The organism is Mastigocoleus sp. MO_188.B34, assembly GCF_030065675.1.
Classification (GTDB): Bacteria; Cyanobacteriota; Cyanobacteriia; order Cyanobacteriales; family Nostocaceae; genus Mastigocoleus.
Genome location: NZ_JASJDK010000005.1, coordinates 1 through 18243, shown reverse-complemented (window position 1 = coordinate 18243; position 18243 = coordinate 1). Strand labels below are relative to the sequence as shown.

At 35.8% G+C, this 18243-nt stretch carries 17 protein-coding genes; 9 read left to right on the top strand and 8 right to left on the bottom strand.

The genetic code is table 11. From position 1 onward, the window contains the following. Positions 1-35 precede the first annotated feature (35 nt). The 6 genes from ybeY to QNJ50_RS01915 all read left to right on the top strand — a co-directional run bounded on the left by ybeY (position 36) and on the right by QNJ50_RS01915 (position 5410). Positions 36-563, top strand: a complete 528-nt coding sequence (gene ybeY / locus QNJ50_RS01940; protein ID WP_300631440.1) for an rRNA maturation RNase YbeY — start codon at positions 36-38, stop codon at positions 561-563. 215 nt (positions 564-778) lie between these two features. Further along, positions 779-1252 carry a diacylglycerol kinase family protein gene (locus tag QNJ50_RS01935; RefSeq protein WP_300631438.1) on the top strand — a complete coding sequence of 158 codons (474 nt, stop codon included), beginning with the start codon at positions 779-781 and terminating at the stop codon, positions 1250-1252. 137 nt (positions 1253-1389) lie between these two features. Then, a complete protein-coding gene (locus QNJ50_RS01930) occupies positions 1390-1989 on the top strand; it encodes an aminodeoxychorismate/anthranilate synthase component II (protein WP_300631436.1) in 600 nt (199 codons plus the stop codon). Between the two features lie 3 nt (positions 1990-1992). Beyond that, positions 1993-2760: an MBL fold metallo-hydrolase gene (locus tag QNJ50_RS01925; RefSeq protein ID WP_300631435.1), complete on the top strand. Its 768-nt coding sequence runs from the start codon at positions 1993-1995 to the stop codon at positions 2758-2760. Positions 2761-3385: 625 nt separating this feature from the next. Then, the gene (locus tag QNJ50_RS01920; RefSeq protein ID WP_300631433.1) at positions 3386-3508 is read left to right on the top strand and encodes a hypothetical protein; all 123 of its coding nucleotides are present in this window, start codon (positions 3386-3388) and stop codon (positions 3506-3508) included. 225 nt (positions 3509-3733) lie between these two features. Continuing rightward, on the top strand, positions 3734-5410 hold the full coding sequence (locus QNJ50_RS01915) for an MBL fold metallo-hydrolase (RefSeq protein WP_300631431.1): 1677 nt from the start codon (positions 3734-3736) through the stop codon (positions 5408-5410). Positions 5411-5649: 239 nt separating this feature from the next. On the opposite strand, the gene QNJ50_RS01910 is transcribed toward QNJ50_RS01915, so the two are convergent. The 8 genes from QNJ50_RS01910 to QNJ50_RS01875 all read right to left on the bottom strand — a co-directional run bounded on the left by QNJ50_RS01910 (position 5650) and on the right by QNJ50_RS01875 (position 12940). Further along, complete coding sequence (locus tag QNJ50_RS01910; RefSeq protein WP_300631429.1) at positions 5650-5958, bottom strand: DUF6679 family protein; 309 nt, start codon at positions 5956-5958, stop codon at positions 5650-5652. Between the two features lie 683 nt (positions 5959-6641). After that, complete coding sequence (locus QNJ50_RS01905) at positions 6642-6848, bottom strand: hypothetical protein (RefSeq protein WP_072207730.1); 207 nt, start codon at positions 6846-6848, stop codon at positions 6642-6644. Positions 6849-7178: 330 nt separating this feature from the next. Further along, on the bottom strand, positions 7179-8000 hold the full coding sequence (locus QNJ50_RS01900; RefSeq protein WP_300631428.1) for a Nif3-like dinuclear metal center hexameric protein: 822 nt from the start codon (positions 7998-8000) through the stop codon (positions 7179-7181). Positions 8001-8245: 245 nt separating this feature from the next. Continuing rightward, a complete protein-coding gene (locus QNJ50_RS01895; protein ID WP_300631425.1) occupies positions 8246-8659 on the bottom strand; it encodes a secondary thiamine-phosphate synthase enzyme YjbQ in 414 nt (137 codons plus the stop codon). A gap of 565 nt (positions 8660-9224) precedes the next feature. After that, the gene (locus tag QNJ50_RS01890) at positions 9225-9626 is read right to left on the bottom strand and encodes a hypothetical protein (RefSeq protein ID WP_300631423.1); all 402 of its coding nucleotides are present in this window, start codon (positions 9624-9626) and stop codon (positions 9225-9227) included. After that, a complete protein-coding gene (locus QNJ50_RS01885) occupies positions 9623-10252 on the bottom strand; it encodes a hypothetical protein (RefSeq protein ID WP_300631422.1) in 630 nt (209 codons plus the stop codon). Before QNJ50_RS01885 ends, QNJ50_RS01890 begins: the two co-directional genes overlap by 4 nt. 323 nt (positions 10253-10575) lie before the next feature. After that, complete coding sequence (locus QNJ50_RS01880) at positions 10576-11652, bottom strand: glycosyl transferase (protein WP_300631420.1); 1077 nt, start codon at positions 11650-11652, stop codon at positions 10576-10578. Between the two features lie 79 nt (positions 11653-11731). Beyond that, a complete protein-coding gene (locus QNJ50_RS01875; protein ID WP_300631419.1) occupies positions 11732-12940 on the bottom strand; it encodes an aminotransferase class V-fold PLP-dependent enzyme in 1209 nt (402 codons plus the stop codon). Positions 12941-13091: 151 nt separating this feature from the next. Here QNJ50_RS01875 and QNJ50_RS01870 point away from each other — a divergent pair, with 151 nt between their 5' ends. From QNJ50_RS01870 to QNJ50_RS01860, 3 genes are all read left to right on the top strand, one after another. Continuing rightward, complete coding sequence (locus tag QNJ50_RS01870) at positions 13092-14726, top strand: TM0106 family RecB-like putative nuclease (RefSeq protein WP_300631418.1); 1635 nt, start codon at positions 13092-13094, stop codon at positions 14724-14726. 325 nt (positions 14727-15051) lie between these two features. Continuing rightward, a complete protein-coding gene (locus tag QNJ50_RS01865) occupies positions 15052-16236 on the top strand; it encodes an esterase-like activity of phytase family protein (protein ID WP_300631416.1) in 1185 nt (394 codons plus the stop codon). A gap of 325 nt (positions 16237-16561) precedes the next feature. Continuing rightward, complete coding sequence (locus tag QNJ50_RS01860) at positions 16562-18187, top strand: serine/threonine-protein kinase (RefSeq protein WP_300631414.1); 1626 nt, start codon at positions 16562-16564, stop codon at positions 18185-18187. Positions 18188-18243: the final 56 nt, after the last annotated feature.

The following is an 18243-nucleotide window of genomic DNA, read 5'->3' as shown; positions in this document are numbered from 1 at the left end:
ACAGTTGTCTAAGTCAGTTAAGGACATTTATACCTTTGCAAGCTGAAATTTACGTACAAGACAATTTTTATTCCGAGCAAATTTCTCTTCCAGATTTCGAAGTTGGCGATCGCAATAACCGAATTTCCAGCAAAACTTGGGAGAGTTGGTTTTGTGCCTGGCTTGATGTTTTACAGCCAGATATATCTAAAGCTCCAAGTTATGAAATTGGATTGCGCTTAACAGATGATATAGAGATTCAGAAGCTAAATTATGAATATAGGCAACTAGATAGACCCACAGATGTTTTAGCTTTTGCAAGCTTGGATACAGATATACCCCAATCAGTGCAAATACCTGACGAAATACCTCTATATCTTGGAGATATTGTTATTTCTGTTGTCACAGCTAGTAAGCAAGCAAAACAGCAGGGTCATAGCTTACAAACCGAGCTTGCATGGTTGGCTTCTCATGGTTTACTTCACCTTTTAGGTTGGGATCATCCTGATGAAGAGAGTTTGATAAAAATGCTAAACCAACAAGTAATATTACTGAGGACAGTGAATATTATTATTAACGTATAATTACTTGATTCCTAAGAAACTAATATTACAAGTTTATAATGATTTAACAATCAAAATCAGATTTAGCAAAAAATTACTGAAAAATTAGATCCACTTTTGTAGAAAACTATATCAGGGTTACTTAAAAAGCAAAATGCGAACAAGTGCTCTTTGCACGTTTTGAACAAATGCATTTTTATTTCATTACTTCTTATAGTTTCCACATTTCATAATATATGTCCCAGCAAGTATCTTCACCAGCAACACCAAAACATTTAGAACCGATTGTGACGCAAGAAAGGAAGTACTCATGGAAAGTAGCTAGTAACTTATTTACTAGTTTTAGATATGCATGGGCTGGTATTAGTTACGCATTCAAGACACAACGTAATTTTCGTATTCATGTCTCTGTCTGTGTCCTTGCACTTGGATTGAGTATTTTTTTGCGGCTCGAAGCGATTGAAGTGGTAGTTATTGGTATTACCAGTGGTCTAGTTTTAACTTTAGAGCTTTTGAACACTGCTCTTGAATCTTTGGTAGATCTAACGGTCAAGCAAACTTATCACGATTTAGCCAAGATTGCTAAAGATTGTGCAGCAGGTGCAGTACTAATCTCAGCTTTTGTTGCCATATTTGTAGCATCAATTCTGATTCTTCCACCACTGACAAAGTTAATAATTACATATGCGCATAACTTTTACTTGAATTAAGCCAAGATTGAGATTCTCTACCCATATAGAATTTAAATAAATTAAATATACTCATATCAAAATGACACTGATAGAGATTAAATCAACCAAAAATCAGGCAAAATCTGATATGGAATAAAAATCAGGAGTCATTGTTTTTGATTATAGTAATTGATAATTACGATAGTTTTACTTATAATTTGGTGCAGTATTTGGGAGAGTTAGCAGTAGATTTCCCCGTTGCATCGGAAATTAAAGTTTTTCGTAACGATAAAATATCCCTTGAGCAAGTTCGGGAAATGAATCCCGATGGAATAGTTATTTCTCCTGGACCAGGACGTCCGGAAGATGCAGGTATTTCTTTAAATCTGATAGAGCAACTAGGACCTAGCATCCCGATTCTGGGAGTTTGTTTGGGTCATCAAAGTATTGGTCAGGCTTTCGGTGGTAAGATTGTCTCTGCCAAGGAACTAATGCACGGAAAAACTTCATTTGTTAAGCACTCAGGTGTGGGAGTTTTTCAAGAATTAGATAACCCCATGAATGCTACCAGGTATCATAGTTTGGTTATTGAGCGGCAAACTTGTCCAGAAGTATTAGAAATTACAGCTTGGTTGGAAGATGGAACAATAATGGGAGTCCGACATCGGAACTATCCTCACATTGAAGGCGTCCAATTTCATCCAGAGAGTGTCCTGACTATTTCAGGAAAGCAATTGTTGCAAAACTTTCTGAAACAATTACAGTCGAGAGAATAATTAATGAAACGACGACAGTTGATCGGCTACGCTGGAGCGGGATTGGTAACGACTTTGGTTGCTAACTTGGGTTCTCAATTGCAAGCTGATGCCCAATCTCGCGGTTCATTATCAATTCGTTGGTTAGGACATACCAGTTTCTTCTTCTCTGGTGGTGGAATTAATATTCTTTCCAACCCCTTCGAACTGGTAGGTTGTACTGCTGGTTATCGTTCCCCCAAAAAAAGAGCAGATTTAGTTATTATTAGTTCCCAACTACGTGATGAAGGTGCAGTAAAAGGTTTACCTGGCAATCCCAAGTTGATGTATTTACCTGGGGTTTACCAGTTTAAAAAGATTAAATTTCAAGGATTCAGTAGCGATCGCCAACGCGATGGTAGAAGATTTAGCGAAAATATTGCTTGGGCTTGGGAGCAAGCAGGGGTTAAAATTTTGCATCTTGGAGGAATTGCAGCTCCAATCACAACGGAACAGAAAATCCTCATGACTGGGGCGGATATACTATTGGTCCCTGTGGGGGGTGGTCCAAAAGCATATAGTCCGGTTGAAGCGAAACAAGCTATTGAAACAATTCAACCCAAACTAGTGATTCCTACCCATTATCGAACTCAAGCTGCGGATACTAGTGCTTGCAGTCTTTTACCGTTAGATGATTTTACTTCAACTATGGATGGTGTTGAAGTTCGTCGTAGTAATATTGACAAGATTACTGTAAATTCTGCTAGCTTACCAGAAAATAAGGTTATCCAAGTTTTAAGTTACAAGTTTTAAGTCAAAAGTTTTTGGGTTACAAGTTTTTGGGTTAAAAGTTTTTGGGTTACAAGTTTTTGAAATTTAAAACTTATGAGCTTTAAGCTTTAAAACTTAACGTTTCAAATATCCAGCTAATTTGAGTTTAGAAATTTTGTAACAAAAGTTAATCAAATTTGTATCTTTCCTCGTATTTATTCCTCCCCAACCAAATTTTTCTCATTGAAGTGGATCCTCTTCCACCGCAACAGTGTAGAAATTATGGATGGGGTTAACTAATTGACTCCTATTAGATTATTTTGCTACTGAATTTGAATTTAATTTAATTCACAAATAACTCACCCTTATTTTTATTAGGAAAAGAAATATATATGATAAATTTTTATTATTTTAGTTTTTTATTAAGTTACTAAATATTGAGATTCAAGCTAATTTTGATAAAAATCATTAGGTTTTAATAAGTTTAGGAAATATTCTGATTTGATTGGATAGACAGCTTTTCCGAAAAGTTCTACAATCTGACTGATTGTACAAGATTTACTAGCTTATAAAATTCGTAAGTATAATAAAAAATTTAAGTGGGTTTTCTCACTTGACTCCCATGCTCTATTAAGATGGAAAAATCTTTAGTAGAGGTTAACAAAAAATGGACGTAAAACTAATTTTGGTCGGTTTAACAGTGATTTTTACAGTTTCCTGTCTATTCTTCGGCACAAAAAATGGATTTTACGACTCCGATAATTACGACGGTAATGGTTCTGCTCACTGAAAGAAGTACAAGTTGAGGTTTCTTGCAATCGAAACTTTCAAAGTTAAAACAGCTCCTAAGCAAAAGCCCTTAGCCCTTGACTTTTTGAAGAAAATTTTTTTGGCTAAGAAAGTTTTCTGGTTCGCGATAGTTCATCTAGGACAAACAGCGAGCTTAGTTTTGCCAATTTTGGGTATGGGGGCGAATTGTCGGATCAACTCCGACAAAATTTGAGGTTAAGAGAGCATGAGCGATCATCTATCAGCATCTTCTCAGCCAGGAATGGGGGAATCATGTAGTGAATTAGAATTTTTTCCCTATGGTGTCGAGCAGAATAAATCTGGTGTCTGTCTGCTCATACGCATGGGTAGATATCGGATTCTGCTTGACTGTGGGTTGACAGACATTTCACCATTAGTCAATGATTTACCACAGTTTTCTCTCCAAAGTAACTCAAATCAACCAGTCGATGTAGTGATCGCTAGTCACGCACATGCCGATCATGCTAGAGGTTTATTAGCGCTACATCAACGTTTTCCCCAATTACCAATCTGTGCAAGTGAAGTAACGAGTAAATTACTACCCCTCAATTGGGAGAAAAGCGAATCTGAGGAAATACCAGATTTTTGTCAAGCATTACCACTGCGGACACCAATAGAACTCAAGGAAAATCTGATTGTTGAGTTATTCCCTGCGGGACACCTACCTGGAGCTACAGTTATTTTACTGACTTACAAAACTCCAGATCGGACTTACAAGCTGCTTTATACTGGTGATTTTTTCTTATCCAATTCCCGTTTGGTAGAAGGTTTGCGTTTGGAAGAATTGCGGGGACTAAATCTAGATGTATTGATTATTGAAGGTACTTACGGGACATCACGCCATCAACATCGGCGCAATCAAGAAAACCAACTAGCCGAAAGAATTAATCGTGCTATTGCAGATGATTATTGCGTCTTACTACCGACGCCAGCTTTAGGCTTGGGTCAAGAATTATTGATGCTTTTACGCAGTCATCATCATTTTACTGGGCGCGATCTCGATATTTGGGTTGATGGAGCTGTTGCAGCAGGTTGTGATGCTTACTTAGAACTTTTGCCTCATTTTCCTGCATCAGTACAAAATTTTGCCCGCCACCAACCTTTATTTTGGGATGAACGAGTGCGCCCAAGGGTACGTCGCCTGCAACCAGAACAATTACCGATGTTGACAAAATCTCCTTGTATTGTTCTGACTGACTCCACCGCAAATCTTAATAAATATTATCAAAATGATAATGATTCTTGGTTGGTTCTAGTACCAGGAAAAATAGATACAAAAATTAACCACTCAAACCCAGAAGCAATTAATCTTGAAACTTATCTACTTGCCGAACACAGTGATGGTCCAGGAACTACCCAGCTAATACATAACTTACGCCCACAGCATGTCATATTTGTTCATGGTTCTGCGGCTTATTTGGCAGATTTAACGAGTCTAGAAGAATTACAAAATCGATATCACTTGCATTCTCCTGGACCAGGGACTTTAGTTGAACTACCGATAGGTGAAACATTTTTACAACCAGCTCCCCCGGAAACCAATTATGAGGGAGAACTATCGGAATGGGAATCAGCAATTACAATTTCTCTTCCAAATGGGATTACGAAAGATCCTCGGTGGCGTCAATTTGCTGATACTGGCTTGATTGAAGCTCGCTGGCAAGGAGAAGAATTACTTCTGCGGGGATTGTCTCCAAAAGAACTTATCAACCAAAATAGCGAACGATTTATTTGGCCTAATATAGATTGCTGTGGGACTTGTAAGCACCAAAGGGGACAGCGGTGCTGGAATCCCGCTTCCCCTTTGTATAACTTTAAAGTAACTTTGGAGGGTTATTGTCCGGCTTATGAACGCTCTAATAGCAATACTACTGAATCCTAAGCTTTGAGTTTTTGGCTACTAGACTTGAATGGTTTTACGAACTTTACTCTATCTACTTAAATTGAACATCTAAGTCGACGAACTTAAGTTGGTGAGCCCTAAGCTTATGAGCCTTAAGTTTACAAAAGCATAAATTCGTGAGCCAAAGTTGACTATAAAGCTAAGCTAATTTTTGTAAATCTAAGCTAATTTTTGTCTGGTGCATGCACTAAACAAATATTTACAGCTTAATTTATAGCTTATTCTCTATCGGACTCTGGGCGATTGCGAATACGTTCTGCATCTGGACAATCTTCTGTCATAAGTGGCTCAACATTACCGCGTGGTACCGAAGCTAGTTTTTGATTAATGGCACCAATGCTTTCTAAACGAACCATCTCTTCCCAGGAACAGATTTCGTCTTCTTCTTCGGTTTCATAGCGTAGGGTGACTAAATCTCCCTCTATGTCAATAATACGGGTGCGTTCAATCCAGCGTTGCTGATCCCGTAAGAAAACACATACCTCCCGCCCATCGCAACAAAGTTGATAAATCTTGCGGTGTAGCATGTACTGCTTCCTTTTTTATATGTGGTTAAATTTGTAAACATTTAGGCTTTACACCTGATAGAACGTAGCCCCTAATATCTGGACAACGTACTTTTAATTATGCCGTTTAAATTAGCCAGAAGATTTACTTAGAAGTTTTTTCAATCTTATTGTATGACTTAACTTATTGGCAAAAAATATGCTCTTGGCACTAGTTAAAATTTATTACCCTTGGAGGTGATTCAAGGAGTACACACTTGAGGGTAATGTCATAATTTAAACTTTCTAGTAATTTTGATCGTATTGGCTGGAGAGTCATTGGCGACACTATGAATTAAATTATACTCAAGTTTAGCTAAAGTTTGCTGTTGTTGAAATTGCCTGTGTTTAATCATTGGCATAACTAGAAAAACAGGAGACTTAGCTGGAATTCAACCCCTACGTATCCGATCTTAGCTTATTCTGCGTTGAAAGTCGCCCAATAATTAACGCTAAATCCCAAATAACAGAATTAAAACTAGTACAAAAGTTCAAAGTTGCTTTCTGTCCCGAGTGCGATCTGATTAAGTAAAATACCTGCTCGAGCAAGATATTCATTAATACTAAGGCCAAAATTTAAGCGTATATTGAGTTTTTCTTTACTCTATCAGCTATATTGACGGAATAGTACAGATTAGTTTACTCAGATTACTAATAAAGTCAGTTTAGCAATAAAGAGATAGCTCTATCCTCAACTTTGAGGATGATTCGCGTTTTATTCGACCTTCGTGCACTGCCTTACAGAGTAAGTTTATCTTTTCTAAGTCCTCTGTTCTATAGCTTCTGGTCTCCAGTACTTGATGAAGAAGACCTTCTGACTCAACGCTCAGACATCCAGTTTGAAAAGCAGATTCAACAAGTGCGCGAATCATTTGACTGTGATTATATTTTACAGTTGGTTTCTCTTAACTTAATGTGAATGATTTTCGCCCTATTTAAACTGACATAGGTCAACAAAAGAAGTGATATAAATCACTATTTACTAGGAAATAAATTTAGATTTTTATCTTGGAAAATAGCTTGTCAAATTTATGGCGTTATTTTTCAGCATTAAGTTTGATATAAATAATACTCCTAATAAAGATTCAATAAAACAGCAGGAAGCCAGTCTGATATAATACTTAAACTGCAATTATAATACTTAGAAATACATTTTTTGTAAGCCGAAAATCTAAAATATATATTAATTGCTTTAGAGTAAATTAGACTGGAGTAGTGATTTGGAAGAATTGGCGAAAATCTTCATCTTTTTGGCTTAATTTGACCCAGCTAAGATTTAATGAGTCAAATTTTTGGGCTAAGCGATCGCAACTGGGACGTTCAGTCGCATAATGTCCAGCATCAATGAGAATTAAACCGCGATCGCGACTTTCTTGAAACTGATGAAACTTACAGTCAGAAGTAAGGTAGGCTTGAGCACCACTTTTAGCAACAGCTTCAATAAAGCTAGCCCCCGAACCACCTAAAACTGCTACTTTGGAAATTTTTTGCTGAAAGTCAGCATGTGGAGAAAAAATTAAATTTGGCGGACACAGCCGATTTTGAATAACCCCTAAAAGTTGCTGCAGTGTAGTCGGAGAAATTAAATTTCCTACACGACCATACCCCAAACCCAGTTGTGTAGGAACGATGGGTGTAACTTCTTGAAGTTCCAAAATTTGAGCTAAAACATCGGCAGTACCATCTTGTACTTGGTCGAAGTTTGTATGTGCTGTATAAATACCTACTTTATGGACAAATGCTAGTTGCGCCATTTCACCGATACAGCCATCATCACTGCGTAAAGATTTTAGCGGATTAAAAATTAACGGGTGATGGGCAAAAATTAAATTTACGCCAATTCCTTGTTTGCGAAGAGAAATAACTTCTTTCATGACCGCCAAGGTGGGAGTCAAACAAATTAAAACTTTTGCATCCTCTTGTAAAACTCCCGGTTCAATTTGCCAACCGCTATTATCCCAACTCTCTTGCCAAGAAGGATTTGCCCAAGCTTCAAACCAGTCGATCAGCTCTACGATTTTCATAATTTGTAAATTTTTATAATTTTTCAGAGACAAAAATCAGCTTTACAACATTAAACTCAAGAATTTTTAACTCAAGAGGCTCTAAATTTTAAGGGAATTATAACTAAATCAAGAATTTAACTTTCCTGAATAGGTTAATGGTAATTTACAACTACATATTTAACACTCCCTTCTTTAATGACTCAGAATTAAATAATTCTAGCCAAGGAAGTGTTAAATTTTGTGACTATATAAATCTAAAAAAACTAATCTGAAATATGGACGACTAATTCTCGATAATGATTTTGTTGTCTGTGCTCCCAGATGTAAATACCTTGCCAAGTACCTAAAACCAGTTGACCTCGGTTAATGGGAATGTGTTCTGAAGTATGAGTCAAAACAGTACGAATGTGGGCTGGCATATCATCTGGACCTTCAGTATCGTGAAAATAGGAAGCAGATTCTGGTACGATTTTTGCCATGAAATCAGCTAAATCTTTCAGCACGTCTGGGTCTGCATTCTCTTGAACGATCAAACTTGCTGAAGTATGGCGTAAAAATAAAGTGCAAAGACCGATATCTACTTTTGAATCCGCAACTATGGCTGCAATTTCCGAGGTGATATTACGCAACGATTTTCCATTTGTGTTGATTCTAAGCAGCTTTTGGTAGTGAGTCATCTTTATAAGAAACAGAAGTTGGCACTTGGGAATCAGAATTTAAGAGTCAGCGAACAAAAACTAAAATCCAAAATTCCAACTAATTGAACAGTTTAAACTTTTTAAACAATTCAAACAATTCAAATGATTTTATATTTGACTTGTTTCGACAGGGTTTTTAAGAGCTTTTTGTAATATGTAATTTACTTATGATATGCTAGCAGATGACATCACAGTATTATCTTGTTTTCCGGTTCAAAATGGGCAAAGCGCTGACATAAACAGATTTTAATAGACAAGTATAAACAGGCTTGAGCAAACTAAAACTGTAAAAAAGACATTACCTAGGAAACTGAGTTCGCCAAATCTAATGGATTCTTCGTTCTTCCTTGTCAAAAGATATTCAGTTCCCCGTGAAGCTTCATCAAATGAAATAGTATATTAGGTAAACTTTTATTGAACTTTTAGATTGCATTTAGGAGAGCAAGTAAAAGTTTATTCACCTAGCAACTCATTTCTTGAAGTTGGTGAGCCTGTATTATACTTAAGCATTTATTACTCATTAATGCTTATACTTTATATTACTTTAAGTTCTTTTGCTATTGTCTTCATCGGTATTTACTGATGGATTCGGGTATATACTATCAGTATCTGGTTGGATTTGCGGTTGTTCTTCGTTGAGGTCCTGGTTAGACTGTTTACCTGATGATGAGTTGCTCTGCACATTTTCGGTAATTACTGATTCATCAGGGTCATCTTCTTTTTTGTCTGCTTCTTCTAATGCATCTGCTTCTTCTTCAAGTTTTGTCTCTTCTAATGTATCTGCTTCGCTTTCCTCACCATCAAGCCAAGGGGAATCAAACTGATTCCAAGGTAAAATTGGATTTTTTGGTAGATTTGACGTTAGTACCTTAATATTTGCCGGGTCTGGCTTAGGTAAAGGTAAGCGTTTTTCAGAAGTTTTCATATCTTCTTCCTCAGAACTCATGGGCTTTTTAACTCAGGTATAAAGTAAACAGTTCCCAAGTGTAGTACGGCGACAAAAATAACTCCTAAAGTAACATAAGCAGCATAAGTCAAAGTTTGAGAAATATCATCAATTGTCTGCTTGTTTGCATTATATGCCGTTACCAAGTTAACGAGCATCTGTAAATCATAATCTTGATTTGATAGTGGCAGATAACGCTCAAGAAAATCATCATTTGGAACAGGCGTAATTACGAATCTACGCGGTAATAGGGCATTAATCAAAAGAATAAAGTTTAATAAAACTAACAACACCTCAATTGCGTTAAAAATAGTAAAAATAGTTAAAAGTCTAGAAATTGCCAATACCGTAAGTACAGCGGTGTTAGTAACAAACAGAATATTCATTTGGGTAAGCAATATTTGACGTTCTTCCTTCTGCTTATCCAAAACTGTTCGTACATCCCGAGCCGCTAATCGAACTGTAACAGGGTCTTGTATGGGAGATTCTTCAGGTTCTGGAACTTGAGATTCTTTAGATTCTTCAGGTATTGGAACCACCCCATTATGACTTTGTGGCTGAAGAATAGCTTCCATAGCCGCTGGGGGGATCGTAGTTTTCTGAGGGTCTACACTTTGCTGCTCCACTGTTGATTATCTCTTTAATAGAGTTTAATTCTGAGCAATCATCGCAACAATGCCACTTCCAAAATAAGGATGTCAAGGATAACTTGAACTTTTTGTTTTCTTGATTTTGACATCATTAATACATCAAACATCAAAACTTTAAGAAAAATAAACTAAAACTATATTAAGATTTCTGTTTATTCATTCGATTTTAGTCATTCATCAATTTCTTTGAAAATAATCCATTTAGTTAACTAAACATAAGTTTAATCCTATGTAAACTTGGACTAAACATAAATTTTTATTGTGAATTTAACAATAATTGACTTGTGCCTGGAAAATAGTTAACTAATGTAATTTACCACAGCTTGAGCTATTTTTTCATTGCCGTCAATAGCAATAGTTCTGGGATTTTTTGGTGGTTTCAGTGGTTCGGAAAGAAAATCCCAATTACCTTCAAAGAATGTTTGTGGCGTTATCAATTTATGATAGTTATGATTTTCTATGCCTGCATGTAAAAATTTAGCCTCCGCAAATCCTTCACGAGTGACAGAGATAATGGGTATATCCAGCTTCGTTGCTTCAGCAAAAGTACTAAAGCCGGGTTTAGAAATGACACGAGAGCATAAAGGCATAAAATCTACCGGACGATACTTGCGGTCGTTAACTATTAATAGATTTGGTAAATCGGGTGCGTCTCGGTCAAAGGTAATAAATTGCCAGTCAGGATATCGTTTGAGGTTATGGTAAGGTATTTTTTCTAAGCCTAATCCTCCAAAGGTCATTAAAATAGTCTTATCAACGCTCGAACAGATTCCCCACTTAGATCGTAGTTCATCGATTTTGAAATGTGGCGAACCTCCAGGTAAACCAACATCTGTGATGCTAGGGAATGCGGACATAGGCTCATTGAAAGGGAAACGGAACAGGTGATCGCATTTTGCATAACAACCTGCAATCCAATCCGCAATTTCAATGAACTCTCCACCCCACTCCCGATAGATAAAATCCCAACCAAAATTACTATTCATCCAGCAAGGTATTCCCGCTACACGAGCAATTTCAGCAGCTAAAAAAGGAATGTCAGCCAAAATTAGTTGCACCTGATTTTGACGGATAAAGTTTACTTCCGAAGCAATAATCGAATTTTGGTCTTGCTTTATAGCCTTTAACTTGCTCAGAGTTGTTGCTTTATCCATTTTCAAGCTGTCGGTTTGTACCACACCGAGATCGTAGGCTCGGGGACGATGTATAAAATCTCCTCCGATATAAGACTCAAGCAACCACCTCGGTGCTGTGGTCACCATAATCAATAATACTTGGGGACATAATTTTTGAATTTGTGCGGCGATCGCTGCGGTTCGCGTTGCATGACCAAAACCATGATTGGTCATTGCGATATATAAAATTGGTCTTTTCATATTGGGTATTGGGGGCTGGGGATTGGGGATTGGAGATTGGGATTGGGGGAGGGTGCTTCCCAGACCACCAATCCTCCAATTAACCCAAAATACTTTGAAATTTTTGAATTTGCGTAATTAATAAATCAATTTCTGATTCTAATGTAAAGTAGTGCACGCAAGCTCGTACGCAGTCAGGAGCAAGAATGGTTCTAGTCAGGAAACCTTGAGATTCCAGGTAATTTACCAATTTTTGACTTGCTTGTGGTTGATTTGTATCAAGAGTAAAAGATACTAAACCGCTTTCAGGTGGCGAAGTTCGCAAACATGTCACATTATCAAGCTCTGTTAATTTATACCAAAGATATTCGCTGTTACGACAAATTTGTTCGTATCTTTCTTTAGATGTTCCCCATTCTTGATGAACTTGAATTGCCTCTTTTAAACCAGCGTAAAGTGGATAATTGGATGTTGCTATTTCATAACGACGTCCATCTGGCTGCAACCTTATTGGCTGACATTGATTATCAGTAATTACACCCCGCCAACCAATAAAAGTAGGTCTTAAATTGTCCCGTATTTCTGGTTTAACGTATAAACCACCTACCCCCCCAGGTCCGCATAACCACTTATGACCAGTAAAAGCGTAAAAATCTACTTCCAATTCAGCCAGGTTTAGAGGTAACATTCCCACAGACTGAGCTGCATCTACTAGAATTTGCGTTTCTTGGGAATTACTTCTACAAACATCAGTAATTTTATCAAGGGGTAAAACTTGTCCCGTGTTCCACAGCACATGGCTAAGTACAACTAAGCGAGTACGAGGATGAAGGTGTTGGGTAATTACTTCTACAGGGTCTCCTTCATTAAGAGTTGACATCAATGGACAAATACTTACCTGAACATCAAATCTACGGGATATTTCCTGTGCTATGGCAATAATACCAGGATGTTCGCAGTCTGACAGCAGTAAACGATCCCCGGAGCGCCAATTAATCCCCCACATGGCAATATTACAGCCCGATGTCACATTTTCTGTTAAGGTAATCGTTTCTTTGGCTACATTTAACTCAGATGCAATAGTCGCTGCAGTTGCTGCAACTTCTTGTTGTATCCACTCATTAACTCTGGTTCCAAAGGGACCAAGATGCTGAATATTAGTTTGAGCTTGGATAATTCCCTGAATTGCCATTTGAGGCATTGGACCTTGACCGCCATAATTAAAGTAGGTTTTATTGTTTAATGCTGGAAATTGTTGCCGATGGCTGTACAACTGCTGGTTCGGTCTTGGATAATACATATTTTTCATAACTTGCTATTTTGGAATATCTGCTACTTGCGGGTTACTATTTAATGTCTTGTTGAAGTTATAAGAAGTATTGACAGGTGTACTTTTTCCAACATTAAGTTCTGTAATTTGTGTTAATCAAACTCGTACAAAATTTTGTTAACTTAAAGGAATGTTAATAAATGCCGAATTACTGCTGCAATATCAACGCTGCAAGCGCCGACCTTTTCTAGATATACATCAAGATCGCAATCAAAGGGCTAATGTCAGTGACTTGTTGCATAAATTGCAACAGGACAAAAATTTTCGTAAAAAAAAGGTTTTGGCAAAGTGGATTTTTCAGCAACCCGATTATCCCCGTAGGGATACTCAAGCTGGGAAAGCTGCAACAGTTGAATTAATGCGGCAGGGAGTAGCAAGTATTCATCAAGGAGTATTGCAAGTTAACTATGATAACAAGCATTTGCTCTTGAGTTGTCCAGACTTACTTGTCAAACAACCCGGAAATTCTCATTTCGGCGATTGGGTTTATATGCCGGCTAGTATTGAATTAGGAAAACGACCCAAGCAAGAATATCAAATTCTGGCTGCATTCCACGCCTATGTCCTGTCACAAATACAGGGTCTTACGCCACCAACAGCTTTATTATTGTTACGTGGTAAAGATGCTGCATATCAAGTTGAATTAACTAAGTGGATACCCTTGATGCATGAAAAGCTGGTTGAATGCATCCAGACAATGGAATTACAAAATCCTCCAGAACTTTTCATTTCTCGGCAGAAATGTAGTTTGTGTCACTGGTATGGGAATTGTTACGCGGATGCAAAATCTCAGAAACACCTTTCATTGCTACCAGGAGTAACCCCAATTCGCTACACTCAACTTCAAGATTTGGGTATAACCAGTCCCGAAACTCTGGCTGCTACAAATCCTGAAGTGTTAGAAGATTTACCAGGTTTTGATCGGGCGATCGCTGCCAAAATCGTTTTACAAGCCCAATCATTTATTGAAAATCGCCCCTTTGTATTGCCGCAACTCACTTTACGAGCAAAAATTCATGTAACAAATCCTCAAATCCCAAGGCTAAAAATTCCCAATAATAAAACTGAGATAAATCCTTATAACTCTTACAAAGCTAATTCTCCGAAGAAAATTATTCCTAAATCTTCATCACTATCCCGTAAATCACAAATTTTTGCAGAAGATATTGTTCGTAGCGCTCCTGTTGAAATTTATTTTGACATTGAAGCCCAACCAGATTTAAATTTAAATTATCTTTTAGGCGTTTTAGTAGTTAATAAAGAAAATAACACCGAAACATTTCACTCTTTTTTAGCTGAAAGACCCAAAGATGAGAAATTAATTTGGCGACAGTTTTTGGATTTGATGTGGGAGTATCCAGAAGCGCCAATATATCATTTTTGTGTTTATGAATTTGATACTGTCAAAAGTCTTGGAAAGCTTTATCGCACTCCCCAAACTATAGTAAAACCTATATTAAGTCGGTTTGTAGATATCTACGAGCAACTAACTCAAAGTGTCACCCTACCAGTAGAAAGTTACGCTTTAAAAGCTATTGCAAAATGGTTAGGGTTTAAATGGCGTAATAGTGAAGCTAGTGGAGCTAAATGTATTTACTGGTATGACCAGTGGTTGAAAACGGGCGATAGAAATTTATTAGAAATCATCCAGATTTATAACGAAGATGACTGTCGTGCTACTCACAGTGTCAAAAATTGGCTGGTTGAATTTGTAGAAAAAGAATATCCCTGGAGTGTTGTTTCGACTCAGAAAGAACAGGAATAATATTCTCTAGTTAAACCTTAACATTAGATTTAGCAGATTATTTTGCTAGTAACATTTGCGTGAAATCAAATAATTTGCCATATATTGTTTGAATTGGGAGTATTTATTAATAGTTGAAATGTAATATTTCAATTTTGACATTACTCAGATCTTAGTGATTGAATACTTAGAAAAGTTGATTCACTATTAGATCACTAGAATATTTATTAGCTTATACCTTATTATTTTAAAACTAAATTTGTGCTTCAAGCTACTAATAGAATCTAGGCTTAAGGAAAGATACGGTATAAATTAAAAGCAATCACTGATATCTGATAAGCGAAATATGCTAATAATCCGTAAATTTTTGTCTTTACCGGGTCTAATGTTTCTTTTTATTGTAATTTTAACTATTAGTCTACTACTTAATAACCTTTCAAATCCTACTTTTGAAGTTAGAGATTTAAAATTTATTGGACAAGCCATTTTACCCACGGATTATTCTTTTCAAAATACTCAATTGGGTGGTTTGTCTGGAATCACTTATGACCATGCAAAACGTTTGTACTATAGTGTTTCTGATGATCGCAGCCAAAAATCACCTGCTCGCTTTTATACTTTGAAAATCGATTTGAGTAAAGGTAAGCTAGAAAATAATGGTGTTAAACCAGTTTCAGTCACTAAATTATTAGACAAAAATAGCAAATCCTTTGCACCAGGGAGTGTTGACCCTGAAGCAATTGCTTTAGCAAATGAGAATACTCTTTTTATCTCTTCAGAAGGTAATGCAAAGAAAATCATAGATCCTTTTATCAAAAAGTTTGCTTTAAATTCTGGGAAAGAAATAAATCAATTATCTATTCCTGATAAATTTTTACCCGCGCAAAAATCTCAAACAGGTATTCGCAATAATTTAGCTTTTGAAAGTCTTACAATTACACCCGATCACAAATATTTATTTACTGCAACTGAAAACGCTTTAATTCAAGATGGTTCAGAAGCAAAGCCTAAGGTTAGTAGTCCATGTCGAATTTTAAGTTACAATTTATCAACGCAAGAAGTAGACAAAGAATTTATTTATCCGACTGAAGCAGTAAACCCATTTTTCAAGATTTCTAGTCGGTATTCTAGTGGTTTAACGGATTTATTAGCACTGGATAATAAAGGCAAATTTTTAAGTATAGAAAGAACCTTTACAGGTTTAGGATTCTATATTGCTTTATTTGAAGTTTCTACAGAAAGTGCAGAAAATATTCACCAGGTAGATAGTTTACTAAATAGTAATCGCCAAAATCTCAAACCAATTAAGAAAAAAATGTTACTTGATTTGAGAAAACTTGATGTGACGCTCGATAATATTGAAGGTTTAACTTTGGGACCAAAATTACCAGACGGACAACAGTCTTTAATTCTTGTGAGTGACAATAATTTCAACCCTCTTCAGCGTACCCAAATACTTGCTTTTAAGTTTAAGGTTGATTCACCTTTAATGCAATTCCTACGCCGTTTTATCCCAGAATTGAGTCGTTAATTTTAATAGATCTATTGATTCATATTGATCATCTCAATAAATTTAAGTGTATCCACCGACTGGAATATAGGGATTATTTGACTCTAGTTGTTGATTCAGTGTTATTTCTCATCCAAACACCTGAAAGAATATGTTAAACCATGTTTAAAGGTAATTTAAATGTGGTTTTTATGCTTTAAATAAACAATCATTAGTCAAAATAACACCATTTTTTATTCAAATTTTATGACTTTTATTCAAATTTTATGACTAATTACGAGGAAATACTATTTCTAAATAAGAATTTTCAATAAATAGCATCTACTTCTAATTTAGATCAAGATATATGCTACACCAAAACTATGATAATCAGCTTCAGTACAAAACAGAATTAGATCGGAATATCGGAAAACTATTAAATAATCGCTATTTAATTAGAGATTTAATTGGTAAAGGAAAAGTTAGTAGGGTTTATCTAGCAGAAGATACAGCAAAAGGTGGAACTCCAGTAGCAGTCAAAATTTTATTTTTAAATTTACCAAACCGACAAATATATCAAAGTTTTGTACAAGAGATTTTTATCGCAACCCAACTAGGGCTCAGAAATAATCATATTGTGCGTATTTTAGGTTATGGATTAACCGAAACGGAAGATAAACATCCTTTTTATGTAATGGAGTATCTTCCGGGTAAAAGCCTCAAGTCTTTAATCTGTTCTCGTTCTTTGAATTTACCCAAGTTTCTGAATATATTTCACCAAATTTGCTTGGGTTTGCAAGCTGCTCATAAAGGTGTGACTCTACAAGGAAAAATTTATCCAATTATCCATCGTAATATCAAGCCAGAAAATATTTTTATTACTGACGATCTAAAAAAAAGTGAAGTTGTTAAAATCCTAGATTTTGGGATTGCAAATTTTTTAGTAGAACGTTCTCAGTTAGAATTGACTGAATCTTTGATTCATAATTTACCTTATTGCTCTCCAGAAGATATAGAAGAAAGGAAGTCATTAGATGTACGTTCTGATATTTATAGTTTAGGGATAACTATGTATGAGGTGCTTATTGGGAAGTATCCTTTCGATATCAAAAATTATAACTTCATGAGTCGCTATGAATTTAATAACTCCCAAAATCTAGATATTTTCCAAGGAGTGAATCCCCAATTTGATATCCCTCAGCAATTAAAGGAACTAATCGTCAAATGTCTTAATAAAGATACTAACTTAAGACCAAAAAATATTGATGATGTAATTCACCAAATAGAGAATTTACACTCTTATTCTAAATTTGATTTTAAATATCAAGTAAATACTTTACTAAATAATAGACAAATCAGTTTATCAGGTGAAAACGATAAGCTTCACTCAGAAAAATCTTTATTACGAGAAAAATGGCCTGCAAATCAACCCATAGAAAAAATTTCTTTCCCACATATTCTAAGTACTAAAGAATGTGAAATTCCAGCTATTATGGCAATGTTGCCCAAAAAAGATATTAATAGATTTACTAAACAATCTCAGTCTGTTGAATTTATTATTCAAAAAGATTTATATCCAATGCTATTATGGGTGACTGCAATTGAAGCTCCGAAATTAGATTTATTTGGCTATATTCCTCATTTTTTGGATTTAAAAAACTATAATTTTTTAAAAATACTTCAGCTATTATCTAACTTTGGGTATTATCATTTATTATTTTTCTCTTTAGAAAATCCTGAGAACTGTTGTCATGTTAAAAGAATCAATATCAATCAAGTTCAACGCCAAGAATTGGTAGATTTTCTAGGGAGCTATCAACGATTCAAACCAGTTATATCATCAAAACAATGTAAAGCTATTTTAAAACTTAAGTTTGAACGAATAAAACAAAATAAGCTCAAACAAAATATAACAGAAATATCTTATAGGCAGAATATGTTAAATTACTGGAGGCAATATATTAGTAAAATGAAAATACAGAACGTAGTTTAATTTTACTCGAAGATCTCAAAATAAAGATTATAGTAAATATGGTTCTTCAGTACCTG